Genomic DNA, 21,110 nt, shown 5'->3' with positions numbered 1-21,110 from the left:
TTATATTGAAGCCCCTTTTGCTTTATGAGCATAAAAAAATTAATTATGTATTAAAACAAACCAAGTTTTTTGCTAAATTGCTCCCCCAATAAACTTACTCACATGTTAGACCTTAATCAACCTCACCACCGTCTAAATATATTGACGGGTGAAAAAGTATTAGTTTCGCCACACAGAAACAACAGACCTTGGCAAGGTAAAGTTGAAGATGTAGCGACAGATGATCGACCGCAATACGATCCTACGTGTTATTTATGCCCATCCAACAAAAGAGCTGACGGTACGGAAAACCCAGATTATAAAGACACGTACGTATTTACAAACGATTTTTCTGCTATTCTAGAAAACACATCCGAAGGGACATATAACAACGCAGATCTACTTCAAGCTACAGCAGAGCGAGGAATTTGTAAAGTAATCACATTCTCACCGAGACACGATTTAACATTACCTGAGATGGATGTTCCATCAATATTGAAAGTAGTGGATCTTTGGCAAAATGAATTCGTGGAATTATCTCAAAAAGATTGGATCAAATACATTCAAATTTTCGAAAACAAAGGTGCTATCATGGGATGTAGCAATCCGCATCCCCATGGACAGATTTGGTCTCAGAGTTCATTGCCAAATGAGATTTTGATCGAGACAGCTAGACAGAAAGAGTATTTTGAGAAAAATGGTGTATCGTTGCTTAAAGCCTACCTAGATCTTGAACTTTGTCTTAAAGAAAGAATCATAATAGATAATACCCATTTCGTAGCATTAGTTCCTTATTGGGCAACTTGGCCTTTTGAAACAATCATTATCAGCAAACGTCATATTCAAAACATCAGTCTATTCACAGCTGAAGAAAAAGAAGATCTGGCTAAGACATTACAAGAATTGACTATTCGTTATGACAATATATTTAGCACATCATTTCCGTATTCGGGAGGTATGCATCAATCTCCAGTAAATGACGGAGAACATCCAGAATGGCATTGGCATATGCACTTCTATCCTCCTCTCCTTCGTTCGGCATCCGTAAAAAAATTTATGGTTGGATACGAAATGCTAGGCGGTCCTCAACGTGATATCACACCTGAAACCGCAGCTGACATTATTAAAAAACAAAGCACTATACATTATAAAAAAGCGTAAATATGAGTTTAGATAACCAAATTAAAGACACCTTTCAACGTGTTTTTAATAGTGAACCTCAAATTATTGTAAAGTCACCAGGGAGAATTAATGTGATTGGTGAGCATACAGATTATAACAATGGATTTGTATTGCCAGCCGCCATTGATAAAGGTGTGTACATTGGAATTTCAGCAAGAGAAGATGACAAAATCGAGTTATTTTCTATTGATTACAATGAAAAATATGATACAGATACGACTTCACTTACATTCGGCCCAGAACTTTGGACGAATTATATATTAGGCGTTACACGTATATTGAGCAAAAAGTCTGATAAAATTTCTGGATATAATCTTGTGGTTGTCGGTAATGTTCCCCTGGGATCAGGATTATCCTCATCAGCAGCGTTAACTTGCGCCACTTCTTTTGCTTTGAGTAAATTATTTGACTTGAATCTTAGCAAATTAGACATTGCAAAGGTTGGACAGCAAACAGAGCATGAGGCTGTAGGCGTTCGTTGCGGAATCATGGACCAATTTGCTTCTGTATTTGGACAAGATAATAGCTTAATCAAATTGGATTGTCGCAGTTTGGATTACGAATATATTCCTATTGAATTAGATGGCTACGAAATTTTATTATTGAATACGAATGTAAAACATTCTCTTGCATCTTCTGCTTATAACAAAAGACGTGAGGCTTGTGAATCAGCAGTAGCTTTAGTAAAAGAAAAATATGCCGAAGTAGAATCTCTTCGCGATGTGACATTAGCACAATTGGACGAATTGGTAAAACCTGTCTCAGTAGAATATTATCAAAAAGCAAGATTCGTAGTAGAAGAAAACGAACGCCTATTGAAAGCTGCTGAAGCTTTAAAATCCAATGATATTAAAACATTAGGTCAGCTTTTATACGCTGCGCATTGGGCCTTGAGTAAAGAGTATGAAGTAAGCTGTGAAGAATTAGACTTTTTAGTATCCACTGTTTCTACTTACCCTGAAGTTGCGGGAGCACGTATGATGGGCGGTGGATTTGGTGGATGCACGATCAATATTATTGAAAAAGGAAAATCACAAAATGTAATTGATAAATTAAGTAATTTGTATTTTAATAAATTTAATTTAAATTTAATCCCGATTAAGGTTTCTATATCAAACGGGACACATGAAATCCTTTAATCACCCTAAACTAACAACCAATTTAATATTATGCAAATTCAAGATTACATTGTATTTATAGTCTATTTTGTAATTGTAGCGGGCTACGGATTATACATTTACTATAAAAAGAAATCAGCAGTTCAAGATTCAAAAGATTATTTCTTAGCTGAAGGTTCCCTTACTTGGTGGGCTATTGGAGCTTCCTTAATTGCCTCCAACATTTCAGCCGAACAATTCATCGGTATGAGTGGCTCAGGCTACACCGTAGGACTTGCTATTGCAGCCTATGAGTGGATGGCAGCTATTACGCTGATTGTGGTGGCGATATTCTTCATGCCTGTATATCTTAAAAATAAGATATTCACGATGCCACAATTCCTTCATCAGCGCTACAACAGCACGGTAGCCATGATTATGGCGGTATTCTGGTTGATGTTGTACATCGTGGTAAATTTAATGTCTATTCTATTTTTAGGTGCTGTAGCGATAGCAGGTATCTCGGGTATAGATGTGAGTACATGTATTATCTTACTTTCCATATTTGCCGTTATTATCACATTAGGTGGTATGAAAGTAATCGGTTACACTGATGTAATCCAGGTATTAGTGTTAGTAATTGGAGGTTTTGTAGCTACTTATATTGCTTTAGATATTGTTTCGGAAGGTCAAGGATTTTTCTCTGGTCTTTCTAAATTACAAACAGGAGCTTCAGAACATTTCGATATGATTTTTACACCAGACAAGCACGGGTATATGGATCTTCCAGGGATCAGTGTGTTAATTGGTGGTCTTTGGATTGCGAATTTAAGTTACTGGGGATGTAATCAGTATATTACACAACGCGCTTTAGGTGCTTCTTTACCTACAGCACGTAATGGTCTTTTATTTGCTGCATTCCTAAAAATGTTAATGCCTCTAATCGTTGTAATTCCAGGTATCGCGGTATATTACATCATTAAAAATGATATGAGCGCTATTAACCCTGATTTATTGTTAACGAGTAGCGGTGCTCAAGATCCAAACAAAGCTTACTCAGCACTATTAACATTATTGCCTACAGGATTAAAAGGTCTTTCATTTGCAGCATTAACAGCAGCTATCGTAGCTTCATTAGCGGGTAAAGCAAACAGTATTGCCACTATCTTTACTTTAGATATCTACAAAAAAGCAATCAACAAGGATGCGAGTGAAAGTAAATTGGTGAACGTAGGAAAGATCTCTGTTATCGTTTCTATGTTATTAGGAACATTACTTGCATTAGTAGTTGGTAACGCCTTAATGGGTGAAGGAAAACAAGGTTTCCAATACATCCAGGAATATACAGGTTTTGTTTCTCCAGGTATCTTCGCGATGTTTATCTTAGGTTTCTTCTGGAAGAAAACAACATCAAACGCTGCACTATTCGCAACAATCGGTGGTTTCATTTTCTCTGTAATATTGAAATTCTCTGGTCAGTTGATGGATTTAGAATTCCTTTCTGTTATCAATTTTGCTATTCCTGTGGATGGAGTATATGAGATTCCATTTATGGATAGAATGACTATTGTATTCTTATTCTGTGTAATTGGTATGGTGATTATCAGTCTTTATGAGAATGCAAAAGGTGTAGTTCCTAATGGGCTGGAAATCGATACAAAAATGTTCCGAATGTCCCCTACTTTTCTGGTTTTATCTTTGATCGTAATTGGACTTACAGCGGCATTATATATTGCTTTCTGGTAGGAATAAAAATAACTTATATTAAAAATGCGCTCCCAATATGGAGCGCATTTTTAGTTTTTACATATTGCTAAACGCATAGACATATTCCAACTGAATAATAGATTCATTTAGTTTTCTCACATTTTTACGCTTTCCAGAAACTTCAAAAACTACCTCTAACCTATTTTCATCCTTTTCCATACCTTTCCTTGTCGCTTCGACTTCGTGTGTTTCCAAAAATTGTTCTAAGGAGCGTAGATGCTCGATAGAATTATCTTTGAAAGTAATGTGAATGGTTCTTGTCAAGAAAATAGAAGCCAGTAAGGTTTCAATTTTTTGAAATAAAGATAAAATAACTACCATAGCAATAGCTAAACAAATTCCTGCCAAATGATTACCAAATCCCACAACCATTCCAATAGCAGCCATCGTCCAAATAACAGCGGCAGTAGTTAAACCTTGAACTGAAAACTTTCCCTGATAAATCACACCTGCACCAAGGAAACCTATTCCTGTAACAATATTCGCTGCAATTCGATCATCTGACATATTTCCCATTCGAGAAGCCAATGTAAAGATCGTTGCCCCAAAACATATTAATATAACCGTACGAAAACCTGCAGATTTATTTTTGTATTCGCGTTCTAAACCTACGATAGCACCACAAGCAATTGAAGTTAAGATGGAATGAAAATGTTCGTTTTCAAGAAAAGATTCTAACATAACAAAATAATAGATTAATAATCCAAAGAAACAGAATTATTTAGACAAAAGATAGGCAAATTTAATTCTCCTAATTTAATCGGCTTAATTTTAAATAGCCTATATGCAATTCATCTTCAGCTAAATTTTCATCATTTGCGGTAATATGGATTTTATATTTAAACCTAAAATCTGGACTTAACATATCATCAACTAAATAAGCATCATCTACATCTATTCCATATTTATTGTCCACGTGTGGCTCCTTATGGTGACTCCAAAATACATCTTTTTTCGCTTTAGCTATGGCTTCTGCCATTGAAGTAGCCACGACAAGTTGCTTATAATGATATTCTTCCATATCCTGCGGCTTATAGCCACCCAAATTCAAAAAATAAAGATGAAGACCATTATCTTTAATGGTTTCATCTTTATTAACGATCTGAATTTTATATTGATCAACTTTTCGAACAGTTCTGTACGAATCAATGTGTAATTTTTCTCCAGCTTCGGGCCAAAAATCATACATATTTTGTTTTAGTTCTTTTATGGAAGGAGCTATATCAAAAAACACATCATGTTGTTCTGTAAAACGGTTTTTAAGATTACATCCCAAAATTATCATGTATAAATCGATCATTTAAGCTTGAGATTTTGATTTAATCTCTAAGTTAATAATGATATCTCGTTTTTTTCCTTCTACCAAAGATAAATCTCCAACCACAAATACGCCTTTTGTTCCTGACTTGACATTACGTAGTCCATAAACTGTTGATTCGTCACTTGGGTCTGTAATACCTTCGTATCTATACAAATAGTCTATCACATAATCTTCTGCATAGAAAAGCAATTCATCAAAATCGATATTAAAATCTTTATCGTAGCCTAATTCTTTTAATTCTTCTAAAGCCGCAGCTGTAGTGAGATAATCATATTTAGTTTCCATAGTTCTCGTATTATTATAGCAGTATAACAGATAAGTATAGCATAGTGTTTAGATTAACTTCATTTATCGTAAATTTGTACACAATCAAATTACTATGGCACATCAAGCTCCCGAAACTCAGTACACTCCATCCTCCGCTTTTCAACGATTAGTAGATGTAATGAATACCTTACGCATCGAATGTCCTTGGGACAAAAAACAAACGATGGAAAGTCTTCGCCATCTCACTATCGAAGAGATGTATGAATTAGCGGATGCTATATTGGAAAATGATCTTGACGAAGTCAAAAAGGAATTAGGCGACCTGCTCATGCACATGGTCTTCTATGCTAAAATTGCCGAAGAACAAAATGCATTTGACATCACCGATGCCTTAAATTCAGTTTGTGATAAATTAATCACTCGACATCCCCATATTTATGGAGACATTCAAGTTAATGATGACGAAGATGTCAAAGCCAATTGGGAACAAATCAAATTGAAAGAAGGCAATAAATCAGTTCTTTCGGGAGTACCCAAAAGTCTTCCTGCGCTAGTAAAAGCTTACCGTATCCAAGATAAAGTGCGTGGTGTTGGTTTTGATTGGGATGATAAAAGGGAAGTTTGGAAAAAGGTTGAAGAAGAATTGCAAGAGTTCAAAACGGAATACAACATCGTCGAAAACACGAATATTGATATTGAAAAAGCAGAACAGGAATTTGGGGACCTACTTTTTGCATTGACGAATTACGCCAGACATATTGGAATCAATCCCGAAAATGCTTTAGAACGTACTAATAAGAAATTCATTCGCCGATTTACTTATTTAGAAGAACAAGCTGCTACAAGAGAATTGAAATTGCAGGATATGTCTTTGGAAGAAATGGATGTATTCTGGAATGAAGCAAAAGCAAAAGGATTATAATCTTCCTTTCATAAAAAAACAAAAGGTTGGAATACATTTCCAACCTTTTGTTTTTTCACCCATTGCATAACAATCACGACGCATGTTCCACTTCGAAACCATTTCTTTCGTTGTTGATATGATAAGTGAAGTTTGTACAAATAATAACATCGTTTGCATCAAAATGCTTGACAATTCCATTGCTCTCCAAGGTAACTACCCAGCATGAGTTTTGATGCATTCCATAATCAATTATAAATAAAGCGTGCCCTTTTCCCAGTGGTGTATCGACATAGATAGTGGGATTTAATTGTAAAATCATAAATATTGACCTCCACCTATAGAACATATTGGGGGTTAAAATTGTTTTATATCAAAACATATAGATATGAGTACAGAAAATTTAAGTAATCAAGAAGCTATCGAAAAATTAAGAGAATTGATTGATAGTATTGACGTAGCGATGATGATCACCTACCCGAAAGGAGCACAATACCCTTATAAGACTCCTATGAGTCGTCAAGAGGTGGATGAAGAAGGTAATATCTGGTATTTGATATCATCTGACAGTGAAACATATAAGAATCTTGAGGTGGATCCTAAGATTTCTTTAGCTTTTGGAGATCCCGGATCATACACATTTGTAAGCATTGATGGTATTGCCGAAGCAAGCAGAGATCAAGAACGCATTGAAAAGTATTGGAGCAAATTTGTGGAAGTCTACTTTGAAAGAGGAAAAGAAGATCCAACTATTCGTGTATTAAAAGTAACACCTTTGGATGCACACTATTGGGATACCAAGACCAACAAATTTATGACGCTAGTAAAAGTGGCTTCAGCAGCTGTAACAGGTCAAAAAGTAGATGTTGGACGTGAAGGAGAATTAAATATTTAGTATATTTATTGTGTCTCAAAAACTTTCACACTTAGTCGAGTTCTACTGATGGAAAAAGAAATCGTAAAACTTATAGATGTAAACAAAATTTACCAAACTGGCGATACGACCATCACAGCTTTAGATAAAACTACTATTAGTTTTGAGACAAACAAATTGACACTAATTATGGGGCCATCCGGAAGTGGAAAGACTACTTTACTTTCCATTCTGGGTTGCGTCATCTACCCTACTTCGGGCCAAGTCTTTTACAAAGAAAAAGAAGTAACTAAACTGAAAGAATCAGATTTAGCACATCTTCGTCTTCGCGAAATTGGCTTTGTATTTCAACAATTCAACCTCATCGAACCTCTTAATGCACTTGAAAATGTCAAGCAACCCATGATTTTACAAGGTATTCCAAAAGCTGAAGCCACAGAAAAAGCAAAAAAAGCATTGCATGAAGTTGGCTTAGGAGAAAGGATGTACAACCTTCCAAAAAAATTAAGCGGAGGACAAAAGCAGCGAGTGGCAATTGCTCGTGCATTAGTGACAAATCCATCTATGATACTTTGCGATGAGCCTACCGCGTCTTTAGATTCTAAAAGTGCTGAAGTAATTATGAACGAATTAAAATCTTTAGCGACCAGCGGCAAAGCTATTATTATTGTTACCCACGATCTGCGCTTACGGAAGTTTGCAGACAAAGTTATATATGTGGAAGAAGGTCAAGTTTCCAATACCATCAAAAATGAAGAAGATTATAAATAACCTGTGTTTAATTTTAATACTGGGTTCATTGGCGTATGCTTGTTCGTCCGACAAAAAGGAAAATGAAAATAGCAAAACAAATGAACAGATACTGCAAGAGGTCAATGAAGTCAAAGCGATTGGTAAAGTAGTGCCGGCGGAAGATTATGCTATTATCTCTAGTGCTACAGCAGGTAGAATAGCTAAACTATTTGTACAAGAAGGAGATTCTGTTCAAAAAGATCAAATACTATTCGAATTGGAATATGGGAATTCTTCATTGGATGTAAAACAAGCAACAGCACAACTGAATAGTCTTCGAGCACAAAACAAAACCATAGCGGAGGATATTGCCAAAGCAGAAATTTATGCCCGAGAGCTAAAAGAAAAATACGAAACTTCAAAACTCTTGGTTGCCAAAAATGCCGAAACTAAAGAAAAATTAGAAACCGATTACTCCAATTGGCAACAGCAAGAAGCAAACTTACGTGGTTTACGCAAGCAACTTAGTGCACAGAAATTGACTGAATCAGAACAACAAATTCAAATCAATAAAGCACAAAATATAATTTCAGACTTCACAGTCAAAGCGGCAAGTACAGGAATTATAACTGATCTTACGGCTAAATTAGGTCAAAGTATAGGTTCTTCGCAGGAATTGGGAAAAATTATCAATATCGAAAATCCCATTATTGAAGCTGAAGTGGATGAACTTTTTGCAAATGACATTCAGTTCGGACAGAAAGTAATTATATCTCCTGTGGGTAGAAAAGATACGTTAGGTCAAGGAACGATATTCTATGCAAATCCGATTCTATCGAATAAATCCATTTTGTACGAAAGTGCAAACGAAGGCGAAGATAGAAGGGTTCGAAAAATAAAGATCCGTCTTGACCAAGGTAAGAATTTAACCATCAATGCAAAAGTAGATTGCAGTATTAGAATAAGATAATATGCTTGGGTTAGCTTTTAAATTTATCAAATACGATCGCGCCAAAAGTATTGGTATTGTCACTGCTATTGTAATCAGTATCTTTTTGATTGGTCAGCAACTAAGCTTACTTTTCTTTTTGATGGGTTTAATGGGAAATCTTGTGGGCAATGCCCCAGTTACAGATAATCAACTTTGGATCATCGAAGCGCAAAGTACAAATATCAATGCTGTCAACGCTATTGATCAGCGTTTGGTACAGCAAATTGGGAGTCTTCCGGGTATAGAATCTACACATCCTGTGGTACTTACTGCAGGCCAGGCTTCGTTCTTAGATGGTAAAACGGCAGGTGTTACTTTAGTGGGCACGAATTCACCTCAATTTATAATGGGACCAGTTCAGGAAAAGATCGAAGAAGGTCATATTTCGGATTTAGTACAACCTTTTTCGGTATCAGCAGAAATGTACAATGCCAAAACATGGAAAACAGACATTTTCTTAAACAAACCTATTGAAATCAATGGAAAAAGTGCCAAAATAGCCGTAATTACTAAAAATGCGCAGGCGTTCGGGGCTAGTTTGATGTATACTTCAATGGAAGATGCCTATGTTTTGGGGAATGCCTCTCCTTCTAAAGTAAGTATTATCATAGCTAATTTAAATGATACGGTTTCAAAAGCTCAGGTTCAGCAAGATATACAACAACTGTTCCCGCAATTGCGTGCTTGGGATGCGCAGAAACTAAAAAATTCAACTGTTAAAGAGATTTTGATAAGTTCCAATATGGGTATGAGCTTTGGTACTTTGGTGGTATTTGCGATGATAAGTGGTTTCTTTATTATAGGATTAACACTTTATTCTTCTGCATTGGACAGAATTAAAGATTATGGCACCTTAAAAGCTATTGGCGCTACCAAAGGCTATGTCAACAAACTAATCATTGCACAAGCCTTTTTATATGCCATTATAGGCTATGCTATAGCAATGTTATTATTATACGGATTCAAATTTGGTGTGGCTAATTCTGGATTAGCAATAGATATTACTTTAGGATTTTCATTGTTTCTGCTATTTATTACACTTCTTATATCTGTCGGAGGATCCTTATTTGCCGTTCGTAAAATAGCTAAACTTGAACCAGCATCAGTTTTTTAAACTATGAAAAAAATAATTCCATATATATTACTTGCATTTCCTTTCTCTGTTCAAGGTCAAACTTTGAGTATTGAACAACTATGGCAAAATGCGAATCAAAACCTTAAATACCAACAAAATCAACTGCAATCTAGAATAGCGCAACAAGAACTTTTGGAAATAAAAACCAATCGTATCCCAGTTTTTTATATAGATGCAAACCTACAACGAAATTTAATAATTCCGACAACCCCAGTTCCGGCTATTGCGTTTGATCCAAATGCGCAGGAAGGCGCAATTATTCCTTTAAAATTTGCAACCAAATGGTCATCAAAAGCAGGCGTGCAAGTCGAATGGAATATTTTTAATCCAACCAGAAAAGTTGAAGAGCGTCAGAAAGAATTAGAAATTCAGAAATCAGAACTCGATCAACAACTTACTTTACAAAACTGGAAAAAAGACGCTACGCTAGCTTACGCCTCTATTGTTTTTGCTACAGAACAGTACAATTCTACGCAAGAAGACACCCAATTTTACGAAGAACTTGTGTCAATCAGCAAAGCCAGATACGAGGCAGGTAGAGAACTTTCATCGAGCTATATAGCAGCCCAACAAGAATTAGAAAGACATAATATTCAGGTTTATGAAGCTTGGTCTGTGTTGAAAGAAGCTGACCAAGAATTAAGAAAATACACTAATCTAGATTCGATACAGCAATTGTCTTCTAATTTTGAGGAAATTCTAAGGAATATTCAAGGTTTTGATAATACAAATTACGACATCAAATCCCTTGAGGTGGATAAAAGCATTTCGGAACTGCAATTAGCTTCTGTTAGGAAACAATTGCTCCCTACTTTAACATTCAATGGTTATTTAGGAGAACAATATTTCAGCAACGAACTTAAACTTGCACGAAAAGAAGAATGGTTTGGAAATAGCTTTGTCAATCTGGCATTACGCATTCCCCTTTCAGGATATTTCACCTCACAGCCAACGATTCGCAAAATTTCTTTGAATGCCGAATTAATCGACAAACAAATCCAGGAAATTACGCGCAATGAAGAAATTGACAATACGCAAAATAAACTTAAAATCTCCGCTGCGGAGAAGAAACTGGAAGCGTATAAAAAAATAGAAACTTTAGCTTTGCAGAATAAACAAGAGCAACAAGAAGCTTATAAAGCTGGAAGAATTCTTTTAACAGATTACAGCCAAGTGCTGATGAGCTACAAAAAAGCCAAACAAGATGTTTGGCAGGCGCAATACGATTTATTAAAATTATTGATTGATTAATAACTTCCAAATAAAAATGCCTTCATATTATTGAAGGCATTTTAGTTATTTTTGCAAATCTGCTTTAGACCATTTCTCCCCAGAATTTTTGAAGAGTAAAATCGTTTCGAAGACATGTTTATCTTCTTTAATATCCGCTGAAGCTTGAATCACATAACTTACATTCGATTCTGGATGCAAACCTGTAGATTTCACAACATTTACGCTATCCCAGCCTTTTTTGGGAATTAAAGCCAATTGATATTTTCCATTGTCAATAATTGTTGCCTGAAGTCCACCAATTTTTTGTTCTTTTTGTATTACTGTCTTCCCTGCGAATTCAGGTAAAGCATAATGTCCAAAATTCACTTTCTTACCTTTAGCATTTAATAAGGTATCTCTTCGCACAATACCATTTGATTGCATTACGTCTGCCAATTTTATTTGTACTGTAGTATCTGCAGCCCAGATTGCCCTTCTTTTATATACGTTATCCGCATAATTCTGAAACACATAATAACGGAAGGTCTCATACGTATTATCTGCTTTTGAAATTGCATAATTCATCGAGACAGTACCATCCTTGGAATCAGCTTGCCAAGGGAATATACTGCTATAAGAAAGTTTGGTATAATTTTCTGTTCCTTCATAATAACCCATCTTCCAAGTTCCTGCCCAAGCACGTATTTCAGAAGCACCAATATTACCATAATCTGTAATTAACACATTAGATCCTTCGGAATATTTTTGAACTAGTTTTGCCTTTGGAATTTCCTTTTCCCAGGCGCCATTATTTTCTTTCGCGGTCCAGAAAATGTTATCCTTTGGCAATAATAAAGAAGTAATAAACACCTTACCTAACCAAAATACACTTGCTCTACAGCTATATTCTTGTACAGCAGGTTCAAAAGGCCCATAGAATCCTAATGTTGGAAGTCCATCCTTTAAAAATTCTGGATGCTCAAGAAATTGCAAAACTGTGCCCGAAGCAATTCGTCTCATCCATCCAAAGTTAATCCCTTCCTTATTTTTCAAATGAGCCAACAATGGTAAAGGACTTGTCGCGCCCATTCGGTAAGCGATACTACGACCAAACATAATCATGTGTCCCTTCTGATCAAACATATATGGATAAGTATCTGCTAAATCACGCAAATTGTTCATAAATTGACTCGCATATTGTGGATAGTATTTCTGACCAAACATATCTGACCAAAGACCTCCAAACATCTGAAAAGCCCACATACTGTAGTAATCATAGAAAGGACTATCCGTGTACCAACCTTGACCTTTATAATCTTTAAGTACCTTTTGCAAAAGCTCTTCAAGTTTAGCTTCATTAACCTTATACCCCTGATCCTTGAAAAAACTCAGGATAAAAATATTAAAGAACCGCCAATTCATATCAATAGTCGGTCCATCGCCATAACTTAACATCAGAGCTGCCAATTGATCTTTCTGTTCTTTTGACAATGGATCCCATAATACTTCTTGCGCAGCTTTCAACGAAATAGACAATGCACCAAATTCAACCAAAATCTGACTAGGACCTCCATTTTTTGCGCGATGTGCAATATAAGTCTGACTTTTTGGATCTGAAAGCTTTACAATTTGGTTTCTATAATATTCTGCTAAAGCAATATTATTTAATTTCAAATTCGGTTCCTCCTTTAACAAAGGAGAAGCTAGAAATAAAGTTCTACATAAACCTTCTAGCAATTCCGTAGCATTATGTTTTCCATCACGGGGATAGCTACGTCCTGGTTGTTTCGGAAAAATAAATGGATCATCAATTGTATTGACATACGAAAAAGCGCCATTCAACAAATATTTTGCTGCATCTTTCCAATGCTCTCTATTCATCCCTGTCAATGGACTTAGTTGTTTATCTGGATTCTTAACTTCGAAGACAGTTTGCGCTTCTACATGCAATAGAATGACACAGAATAAAAATGAGAATATATATTTAAAGTTCTTAGTATACATGATTTTCAATTATTTGACTAAACGATACATTTCAGAAGCAGCTAATAAGAATGCTCCTACCCCAAAAGGTGCTGTAGAATTCTGATCTACAATTTGACCTGGAATAGCACGTTCGCCAATGGGTTGCACATACCCCAAATGTCCATTTTGTTGTAGAGCTACTTTCGTTAAGTAATTCCAAGATTTTTGAACAGCAGGTAAATATTCTTTTTTGCTCAAATAACCATTGTTAATACCCCACAAAATCCCATAAGTAAAAAAAGCCGTACCACTAGTTTCTGGACCTGGAGCATGATCTTTATCCAACATACTACGCGTCCAATAACCTTCAGGCTGTTGCGCATTTTTCACTGCTTTAGCCATCTTAACATATTTTTCTTCGAACGACGCTCTATATTTAGAATCTTTAGGTAAATCCTGTAAAACTTTCGCTAATCCAGCAAGCACCCAACCGTCACCTCTAGCCCAAAAGTCCTTCATACCATTTGCTGATTTATGTTTAGGAAACACGTACTTAGCATCTCGGTAGTAAAGATTTTCTTCAGCATCAAACATGATGCTATTCGCATATTCAAAGTATGTATTCAACTTATCCAAATAGATTTCTTCACCTGTCAACTTATACAATTTGGTCATTACGGGCATCACCATATATAGACCATCTGCCCACCACCAATAATCATTTTGTGCTGTACTAACCTGATAAGACATGACTTCTTTAGTGCGAGCTATTTTGTGATCCGCAGGTGCTAAATGGTATAAATCTATATAGGTTTGAAAACAAATCTGCCAATCACCAAACAACACATAATCGTCTTTTTCTCCATAACTATATTTCCATTCAGATTTATTATTCGATTTTGCACCTTTCCATTCATTGTGTTCAGCCCAACGAATTGAATAATCCAAAAAGTTCTTATTCTTGGTAATTTTATAAGCTTCTATATTTCCAGTATGGTAAGCCGCAATATCCCAGAACGCCCACTTTTCAGCAGGATTTTTTTCCTGCCAATAGGTATTGGACAGATTGAGAACACGAAGGACTTCTTTTTTCTTCGGAAGTTTTTGAGCTAGAAGAAAGCTCGGTAAAAATAATAACAATAAAAAAAGCTTCAGCTTAGATTTCATAGGTTTTGCTTGATATATAATGACTAGTAAAAAATTGATTCGGACTTATTCTTTCGAATCAATTAAACCATCAAGATACTCATGTTGGGTTGATTATTCAAAAAAAAGCTAAATTTCGAGTATATTTAGCTAAAATATAAGCCTACTACATGAAAGTAAACATCCCCAATCCCTGCACAGAAAAATACAATGACATGTCTCCTTCCGAACTTGGAAGAATGTGCAAAGTCTGCAATACGGAAGTGGTAGATTTCACCAATTGGGAAACAAAAGATATTGTGGTCTATATCCAAAAGTCCAATCAGAAAGTTTGTGGTAAGGTTAGCTATACTCAAATAGCTAAAAAAAGAAAATCTAACTTTAGCATTTGGCTTAAAGCAGCAGGAATTATTTCATTATTGAGTTTAAGCAAACCTGTTTTTTCACAACCAAATAAGTTAACTGAAGTTATCATTACAGGTCAAGTCAAATCAAATAGAGGGGAAGTAATTAATTACGGGTATGTAACTAACAATTATAATGCTGACACTGCACTAATTGATTTAAATGGATATTTTAAATTAAAATTTCCAGAACTAAAAAAGAACAATCCATTAATAATAAATGTGGCATCCCTTGGTTTTGATACAAAAAGTGTAGAAATTAAAAACAACAAAAATCCAATTATAGTACTAGAAGAAACATGGATAGGTGAAATTAGAGTTAAAATTTCACTCAAAAATAGACTCAAAAAACTCCTTAATATCTTCTCCGTAAAAGATGATAAATAGAAAAAAAGCCTTGAAATAAAAATTTCGAGGCTTTCTTTTATGGCTGTAAGTTTACTTAAACTACGATATTTATAATCTTACCTTTTACAAAGATGAGCTTCTTCACAGCTTTTCCATCTAAATAACGTTGTACATCTAGATTCGCTAAGACAATTTCTTCTACCGCTTTCGCATCTAAATGTAATGCCAACGGAAGATTCATTTTCATCTTACCATTCACAGATACTGGATACGCAAATTCTGATTCTACCAAATATTCAGGATTGAACTTAGGATATACTGCGTAAGAAATAGTTCCTGCCTCATTACCCAATAATTCCCAAAGCTCTTCTGTGATATGCGGAGCATAAGGTTCTAACACAACGATTAAATCCTGAAGGATTTTACGTTTATTACATTTTAAATCCGTTAATTCATTCACACAAATCATAAAGGCAGAAACCGAAGTATTGAACGAGAAACGTTCGATATCATCTTCTACTTTTTTGATGATTTTGTGTAAGGCTTTGTATTCCGCTTTCGTAGGTTCTTCGTCCGATACATTGAAGTTTCCTTCCGCATCATGGAACAAGCGCCACACCTTACGTAAGAATTTATATACACCCTCTATTCCATTTGTGTTCCAAGGTTTTGACTGTTCCAAAGGACCTAAGAACATTTCGTATAAACGTAATGTATCCGCACCGAAATTCGCGATAATATCATCCGGATTTACAACGTTGAATTTTGATTTTGACATCTTCTCCACCTCTGTACCACAGATGTATTTACCATCTTCTAACACAAATTCTGCATCCGCAAAATCAGGACGGAAAGACTTGAATTTCTCCGTATCCAAAATATCGTTGCTCACGATATTTACGTCCACATGCAATGGAATTGTGTTGTATTGATCTCTTAAACCTAAAGACACAAACTTATTCGTTCCTCTTCCTTCTTCGTCCAACACACGGTACACAAAGTTCGAACGACCTTGAATCATACCTTGGTTGATTAATTTTTTGAAAGGCTCTTCTTCATTGTGGAAACCTAAATCTTTCAAGAATTTGTTCCAGAAGCGCGAGTACAACAAGTGACCTGTAGCGTGCTCAGAACCACCAATGTATAAATCCACAGCTTTCCAATAATTAGTAGCCTCTTTAGAAGCAAAGCTCTCCGCATTTTTAGGATCCATATAGCGGAACCAATACCATGACGAACCTGCCCATCCTGGCATCGTACTCAATTCATACTCATACTGATCTTGGTATTTCCAGTTTTCGGCACGACCTAGAGGTGGCTCACCTGTTTCAGTTGGCAAATATTTATCCACTTCAGGAAGCAATAAAGGCAATTCCTCTTCTTTAATCAAATAAGGCAAACCATTTTTGAAATAAACCGGAACTGGCTCTCCCCAATAGCGTTGACGACCAAAGATCGCATCACGCATACGGAAGTTGATTTTTGCTTTACCCAATTTCAACTCCTCCAACTTCGCAATCAAAGCAGGAACAGCTTCTTGGTAAGTCATGCCATTGATAAATCCCGAATTGATGTATTTTCCACCCTTATTTGGATCAGCTTCATCTTCAATATTTTGAGAATCCGAAATCGGAATAATAGGCAAATTGAAATGTTTTGCGAATACATAATCACGTTGGTCACCTGAAGGAACCGCCATAACAGCACCTGTTCCGTATCCAGCTAATACATAATCCGCAATCCAGATTTGTACGTCTTCACCTGTGATTGGATGTTTCGCATAAGAGCCTGTGAAAGCACCTGAAACTGTCTTCGTATCAGCCATACGATCCAATTCCGATTTCTTCGAAGTTTTATCGATATAAAACTCTATTTCAGCTTTTTGAGCATCAGTAGTTAAAGCAGAAACTAACTCATGTTCGGGCGCTAATACAATAAATGAAACACCAAAAATAGTATCAACACGAGTCGTGAAAACTTCAATATTCGTATCCAATTGAGGAACTGAAAACTTAACAGATGCACCTACAGATTTACCAATCCAGTTGCGTTGCATCTCAATCAAAGGCTCGGGCCAATCGATAGTATCCAAACCACGCAACAAACGGTCAGCATATGCGGTGATTCGCATAGACCATTGCATCATTTTCTTTTGCTCTACTGGATAACCACCACGCTCAGATACCCCATTGATGACCTCATCATTTGCCAATACTGTACCCAATGCAGCGCACCAGTTTACAGTAGATTCGCGTAGATAAGCTAATCTATATTTTAATAATTCTCTTTGTTGTTCTTCTTCCGAAAATGCTTTCCACTCCTCAGCTGTGAAAGTCAACACATCTTCATCTGATTCCGCATTAATATTTTGTGAACCAGCAGTTTCAAACTTCGCAATTAAAGTTTCAATTGACTCTGCTTTATCCGTTTCTTTGTTGTACCAAGCATTGAACAATTGCATAAAAATCCATTGCGTCCACTTGTAGTAAGAAGGATCTGAAGTACGCACTTCACGAGACCAATCGTACGAAAAACCAATATTATCTAATTGCTCACGATAACGATTAATGTTTGTTTCCGTCGTGATCGCTGGGTGCTGTCCAGTTTGGATAGCGTATTGTTCAGCTGGAAGTCCGAATGAGTCATAGCCCATTGGGTGCAATACGTTGAAACCTTTTAATCTTTTGTAACGTGAAAAAATATCTGAAGCGATGTAACCCAGTGGGTGCCCTACGTGCAACCCTGCTCCAGATGGATAAGGGAACATATCCAAAACATAATATTTAGGCTTTTCTGTAGACTCCGCGGTTTTGAATGTACCGTTTTCAGCCCAGAATTTTTGCCACTTTTGCTCAATTGATTTATGCGAATAATCCATTTCTAGTACCTTATAAAAGAATTGCGAAAATAGCGATTTTAAGGCAAATTTTGAATATTACTTTTCGACAAACGGATTATTTTGAGATATGGAGTCACTCCCCGCATCCATAAAAAGTAAATAAATGTTAAATTATAACATAACGTCGCATATTAGTTGACATTTATTCCCCGAAAATCATCAGAAATCGTTACTTTCGCACTAATTAAAAACACAAGCTTTATGTCAGTAATAGAACAAGGCTCTCCAAGAAAAAAAACAAAATCAGTATACATTTCAACTGTAATTAGTATTGCATTGGTATTGCTAATGACAGGACTTTTAGGGTTAATCTTAGTGCATGCAAAGAATCTTTCGAAGTATGTAAAAGAAAACATCGTATTGAATGTAATCGTAAATGATAATGTCAATGAGGGCGATGTACTATCCTTACAGAAAGATTTGGAAAAAGAAGAATACGTCTTGCGTACGGAATATGTATCCAAAGAGTTGGCTGCGAAAAACCTAAAAGAAGATTTGGGTGAAGATTTCGTCGAATATTTGGGCACAAATCCCCTATTACCATCTATCGATATTTACTTGAAAGAGCAATATGCAAATGCAGACAGTATTCAGCCTTTTATTGATAAAGTTGCTAAAAATAGTCGCGTAAAAGAGATTGTTTATCAGGAATCTTTGATTGATATGGTGAACAAAAACATTCGCATTATCTCCATCGTGGTATTAGCTTTCACGGTTATTTTATTGGTTATTGCAATAGCATTGATTAATAATACCATTCGTTTAGCGATTTATTCGCAACGTTTCTTGATTAAAAGTATGCAATTAATTGGGGCAACTAAAGGTTTCATCCGCAAGCCCTACATCATTTATGGTATTATTCATGGCTTAATTGGTGCATTAATTGCTATTTTACTATTGATTTTCACATTACAGTTTGCGCAAAAACAAGTTCCAGAATTAATTTTCTTACAAAACTGGGGACAATTTGTGGCTATCTTTATTGTCGTAGTGGGATTAGGTATTTTAATCTCAGCATTGAGTACTTACTTTGCGGTAACGAAATATTTAAAAGCTAAATCGCATAGCCTTTATCGTTAATATCAAATCAAAAATTAATCCTTTGTGATTTAAAATTATGGCAGAAAATAAAACAATTTCAAATTCGGATAAAAAGACTTCGGTTTTTGTATTCCAAAAAGTAAATTATCTCATCTTTATTGCTAGCATTATCGTCGTGGCAATTGGTTTCTTACTAATGATGGGTACTAAAGACATTTATAGTTTTACTAAAATCACTTTAGCACCACTAGTTGTCGTTTTAGGATTTGCCATCGGATTCGTAGCAATATTGTATAAACCCAAAAAATAAATTTTCTTTTTTACCTAATGAGTTATTTTGAAGCTATTATATTAGCAATAATAGAAGGCCTTACCGAATTTTTACCTGTTTCTTCCACTGGACATATGATTATTGGCACTGCGTTGATGGGATTAGAACCATCAGCATTTGTCAAGTTATTTACTATCGTTATACAATTAGGTACTATTCTTTCCGTTTTAGTATTATACTGGAAAAGATTTTTCAAATCAATGGATTTCTATTACAAACTTGTTGTGGCAGCTATTCCAGCTTCCATTTTAGGTTTAGTATTTAATGATTTTATTGATTCTTTATTAGAAAGCCCATTGATGGTTGGTGTTATGCTAGTTATTGGTGGTGTGATCTTATTATTCGTAGACAAATGGTTTAATAAACCTACTACAGAATCGTCGGATGATATTTCTTTCAAACAAGCTTTTATTATCGGATGCTATCAATGTTTGGCCTTAATACCAGGCACATCTCGTTCGGCGAGTACGATTGTGGGTGGTATGACACAAAAATTAACACGCAAAGCAGCTGCAGAATTTTCATTCTTTTTGGCTATTCCCATGATGTTGGGGGCTTCTGTCGTTAAATTGTACAAATTCTTCAAGGAAGGACATACGTTCACTGGAGAAGAAATTAACTTACTTATTGTAGGAAACCTTGTTGGCTTTGTGGTTGCCATTATTGCCATCAAGACATTTATAGATTTATTGACCAAATATGGATTCAAAATGTTTGGTTGGTATAGAATTGTGGTTGGGTTAGTGATTATAGCTATGCTTTTAAGTGGTCATAGCTTACAGATTATTTAATGGAAGAAATTCAAAAAACAGACAAAGTATTCGCTTTCGCTGAAGGAGAAGTTTTATTGGTCGACAAACCAATAACGTGGACAAGTTTTGATGTAGTGGGCAAACTTCGTAATACGATGAAACCACTAAAATTGAAAGTAGGCCATGCCGGAACTTTAGATCCCTTAGCGTCAGGTTTGTTGATTGTCTGTACAGGTAAATTAACAAAACAAATCGATTCATTCCAGGCGGAAGATAAAGAATATACAGGAACTATTACATTGGGTGCCACTACTCCATCTTACGACCTAGAAACTGAAATTGATCAAACTTTCGATATTTCGGGTATCACCAAAGAACAAATCTACGCTGCGGCAAAATCTTTTGAAGGTGATATTGAACAATATCCTCCAGCACATTCTGCTGTTCAGATTGATGGTGAACGTGCGTACGAGAAAGCGAGACGTGGCGAAGAAGTAGCTTTAAAAATAAGACAAGTTACTATTCAAAAATTTGAAATAGAAAAGATAGAATTACCTTTAGTATATTTCAAAATCAAATGTTCTAAAGGAACATATATCCGCTCGATAGCACACGATTTTGGAAAAGCTTTAAATAATGGTTCTCATTTATCGAGTTTGCGCCGTACGATGAGTGGCGATTTTCATGTGGATAAGGCATGGAATTTAGAAGAATTAATCGCCGCTATCCGAGCTCAAAAGGCTGAAACAACACAAACTGTATAGTA

The 21,110-nt window shown here is 35.7% G+C and carries 20 protein-coding genes; 14 read left to right on the top strand and 6 right to left on the bottom strand.

Translation table 11 applies throughout. The features are described from left to right. Positions 1 to 102 precede the first annotated feature (102 nt). The 3 genes from G5B32_RS08500 to G5B32_RS08490 are packed head-to-tail and all read left to right on the top strand — an operon-like array spanning position 103 to position 4,004. The gene (locus G5B32_RS08500) at positions 103 to 1,140 is read left to right on the top strand and encodes a UDP-glucose--hexose-1-phosphate uridylyltransferase (RefSeq protein ID WP_165291116.1); all 1,038 of its coding nucleotides are present in this window, start codon (positions 103 to 105) and stop codon (positions 1,138 to 1,140) included. A gap of 2 nt (positions 1,141 to 1,142) precedes the next feature. Beyond that, a complete protein-coding gene (galK, locus tag G5B32_RS08495) occupies positions 1,143 to 2,300 on the top strand; it encodes a galactokinase (RefSeq protein WP_165291115.1) in 1,158 nt (385 codons plus the stop codon). Positions 2,301 to 2,330: 30 nt separating this feature from the next. Continuing rightward, positions 2,331 to 4,004: a sodium/sugar symporter gene (locus tag G5B32_RS08490; protein WP_165291114.1), complete on the top strand. Its 1,674-nt coding sequence runs from the start codon at positions 2,331 to 2,333 to the stop codon at positions 4,002 to 4,004. Between the two features lie 57 nt (positions 4,005 to 4,061). Here the strand turns inward: G5B32_RS08490 and G5B32_RS08485 are convergent, their stop codons facing one another. The 3 genes from G5B32_RS08485 to G5B32_RS08475 form a co-directional block, all read right to left on the bottom strand. Then, the gene (locus tag G5B32_RS08485; protein WP_165291113.1) at positions 4,062 to 4,706 is read right to left on the bottom strand and encodes an MgtC/SapB family protein; all 645 of its coding nucleotides are present in this window, start codon (positions 4,704 to 4,706) and stop codon (positions 4,062 to 4,064) included. Between the two features lie 70 nt (positions 4,707 to 4,776). Further along, entirely contained in the window at positions 4,777 to 5,325 is a 549-nt protein-coding gene (locus G5B32_RS08480) for a DUF1543 domain-containing protein (RefSeq protein WP_206366845.1), read from the bottom strand. Beyond that, entirely contained in the window at positions 5,326 to 5,631 is a 306-nt protein-coding gene (locus tag G5B32_RS08475) for a hypothetical protein (RefSeq protein ID WP_165291112.1), read from the bottom strand. Between the two features lie 94 nt (positions 5,632 to 5,725). Between G5B32_RS08475 and mazG the strand changes: the two genes are divergently transcribed. From mazG to G5B32_RS08440, 6 genes are all read left to right on the top strand, one after another. Next, entirely contained in the window at positions 5,726 to 6,535 is an 810-nt protein-coding gene (gene mazG, locus G5B32_RS08470) for a nucleoside triphosphate pyrophosphohydrolase (protein WP_165291111.1), read from the top strand. A 367-nt stretch (positions 6,536 to 6,902) separates the two neighbouring features. After that, positions 6,903 to 7,409 carry a pyridoxamine 5'-phosphate oxidase family protein gene (locus G5B32_RS08460; RefSeq protein ID WP_165291110.1) on the top strand — a complete coding sequence of 169 codons (507 nt, stop codon included), beginning with the start codon at positions 6,903 to 6,905 and terminating at the stop codon, positions 7,407 to 7,409. Positions 7,410 to 7,457: 48 nt separating this feature from the next. Next, positions 7,458 to 8,159, top strand: a complete 702-nt coding sequence (locus G5B32_RS08455; protein ID WP_165291109.1) for an ABC transporter ATP-binding protein — start codon at positions 7,458 to 7,460, stop codon at positions 8,157 to 8,159. After that, entirely contained in the window at positions 8,140 to 9,090 is a 951-nt protein-coding gene (locus tag G5B32_RS08450) for an efflux RND transporter periplasmic adaptor subunit (RefSeq protein ID WP_165291108.1), read from the top strand. The genes G5B32_RS08455 and G5B32_RS08450 overlap by 20 nt, the downstream gene beginning before the upstream one ends. Before the next feature lies 1 nt (position 9,091). Further along, positions 9,092 to 10,225, top strand: a complete 1,134-nt coding sequence (locus G5B32_RS08445) for an ABC transporter permease (RefSeq protein ID WP_165291107.1) — start codon at positions 9,092 to 9,094, stop codon at positions 10,223 to 10,225. 3 nt (positions 10,226 to 10,228) lie between these two features. Continuing rightward, positions 10,229 to 11,497 (top strand): TolC family protein, encoded by a 1,269-nt coding sequence (locus G5B32_RS08440; RefSeq protein WP_165291106.1) that lies wholly within the window; start codon positions 10,229 to 10,231, stop codon positions 11,495 to 11,497. Positions 11,498 to 11,542: 45 nt separating this feature from the next. On the opposite strand, the gene G5B32_RS08435 is transcribed toward G5B32_RS08440, so the two are convergent. Together G5B32_RS08435 and G5B32_RS08430 are read right to left on the bottom strand one after the other, a co-directional pair. Beyond that, entirely contained in the window at positions 11,543 to 13,462 is a 1,920-nt protein-coding gene (locus tag G5B32_RS08435) for a DUF2264 domain-containing protein (protein ID WP_165291105.1), read from the bottom strand. A gap of 9 nt (positions 13,463 to 13,471) precedes the next feature. Continuing rightward, entirely contained in the window at positions 13,472 to 14,590 is a 1,119-nt protein-coding gene (locus G5B32_RS08430; protein WP_165291104.1) for a glycoside hydrolase family 88 protein, read from the bottom strand. A gap of 149 nt (positions 14,591 to 14,739) precedes the next feature. Here G5B32_RS08430 and G5B32_RS08425 point away from each other — a divergent pair, with 149 nt between their 5' ends. Next, positions 14,740 to 15,360: a hypothetical protein gene (locus G5B32_RS08425; protein WP_165291103.1), complete on the top strand. Its 621-nt coding sequence runs from the start codon at positions 14,740 to 14,742 to the stop codon at positions 15,358 to 15,360. A 55-nt stretch (positions 15,361 to 15,415) separates the two neighbouring features. Here G5B32_RS08425 and leuS read toward each other — a convergent pair whose 3' ends face one another. Continuing rightward, complete coding sequence (leuS, locus tag G5B32_RS08420; protein WP_165291102.1) at positions 15,416 to 18,199, bottom strand: leucine--tRNA ligase; 2,784 nt, start codon at positions 18,197 to 18,199, stop codon at positions 15,416 to 15,418. A gap of 222 nt (positions 18,200 to 18,421) precedes the next feature. Here leuS and G5B32_RS08415 point away from each other — a divergent pair, with 222 nt between their 5' ends. Genes G5B32_RS08415 through truB form a run of 4 tightly spaced genes read left to right on the top strand, consistent with a single transcriptional unit; the run spans position 18,422 to position 21,108 of the window. Continuing rightward, the gene (locus G5B32_RS08415; protein ID WP_165291101.1) at positions 18,422 to 19,300 is read left to right on the top strand and encodes a cell division protein FtsX; all 879 of its coding nucleotides are present in this window, start codon (positions 18,422 to 18,424) and stop codon (positions 19,298 to 19,300) included. A 37-nt stretch (positions 19,301 to 19,337) separates the two neighbouring features. Continuing rightward, positions 19,338 to 19,571 (top strand): DUF3098 domain-containing protein, encoded by a 234-nt coding sequence (locus G5B32_RS08410; RefSeq protein ID WP_165291100.1) that lies wholly within the window; start codon positions 19,338 to 19,340, stop codon positions 19,569 to 19,571. Positions 19,572 to 19,588: 17 nt separating this feature from the next. Next, positions 19,589 to 20,383: an undecaprenyl-diphosphate phosphatase gene (locus G5B32_RS08405; RefSeq protein ID WP_165291099.1), complete on the top strand. Its 795-nt coding sequence runs from the start codon at positions 19,589 to 19,591 to the stop codon at positions 20,381 to 20,383. Continuing rightward, positions 20,383 to 21,108 (top strand): tRNA pseudouridine(55) synthase TruB, encoded by a 726-nt coding sequence (truB, locus tag G5B32_RS08400; protein WP_165291098.1) that lies wholly within the window; start codon positions 20,383 to 20,385, stop codon positions 21,106 to 21,108. Before G5B32_RS08405 ends, truB begins: the two co-directional genes overlap by 1 nt. Positions 21,109 to 21,110: the final 2 nt, after the last annotated feature.

The sequence above is a fragment of the Sphingobacterium sp. SGL-16 genome (assembly GCF_011043515.1).
In the GTDB taxonomy this organism is placed as follows: Bacteria; Bacteroidota; Bacteroidia; order Sphingobacteriales; family Sphingobacteriaceae; genus Sphingobacterium; species Sphingobacterium litopenaei.
The sequence above is the reverse complement of the archived record's forward strand: the minus strand, read 5'-3'. Positions and strand labels throughout refer to the sequence as shown.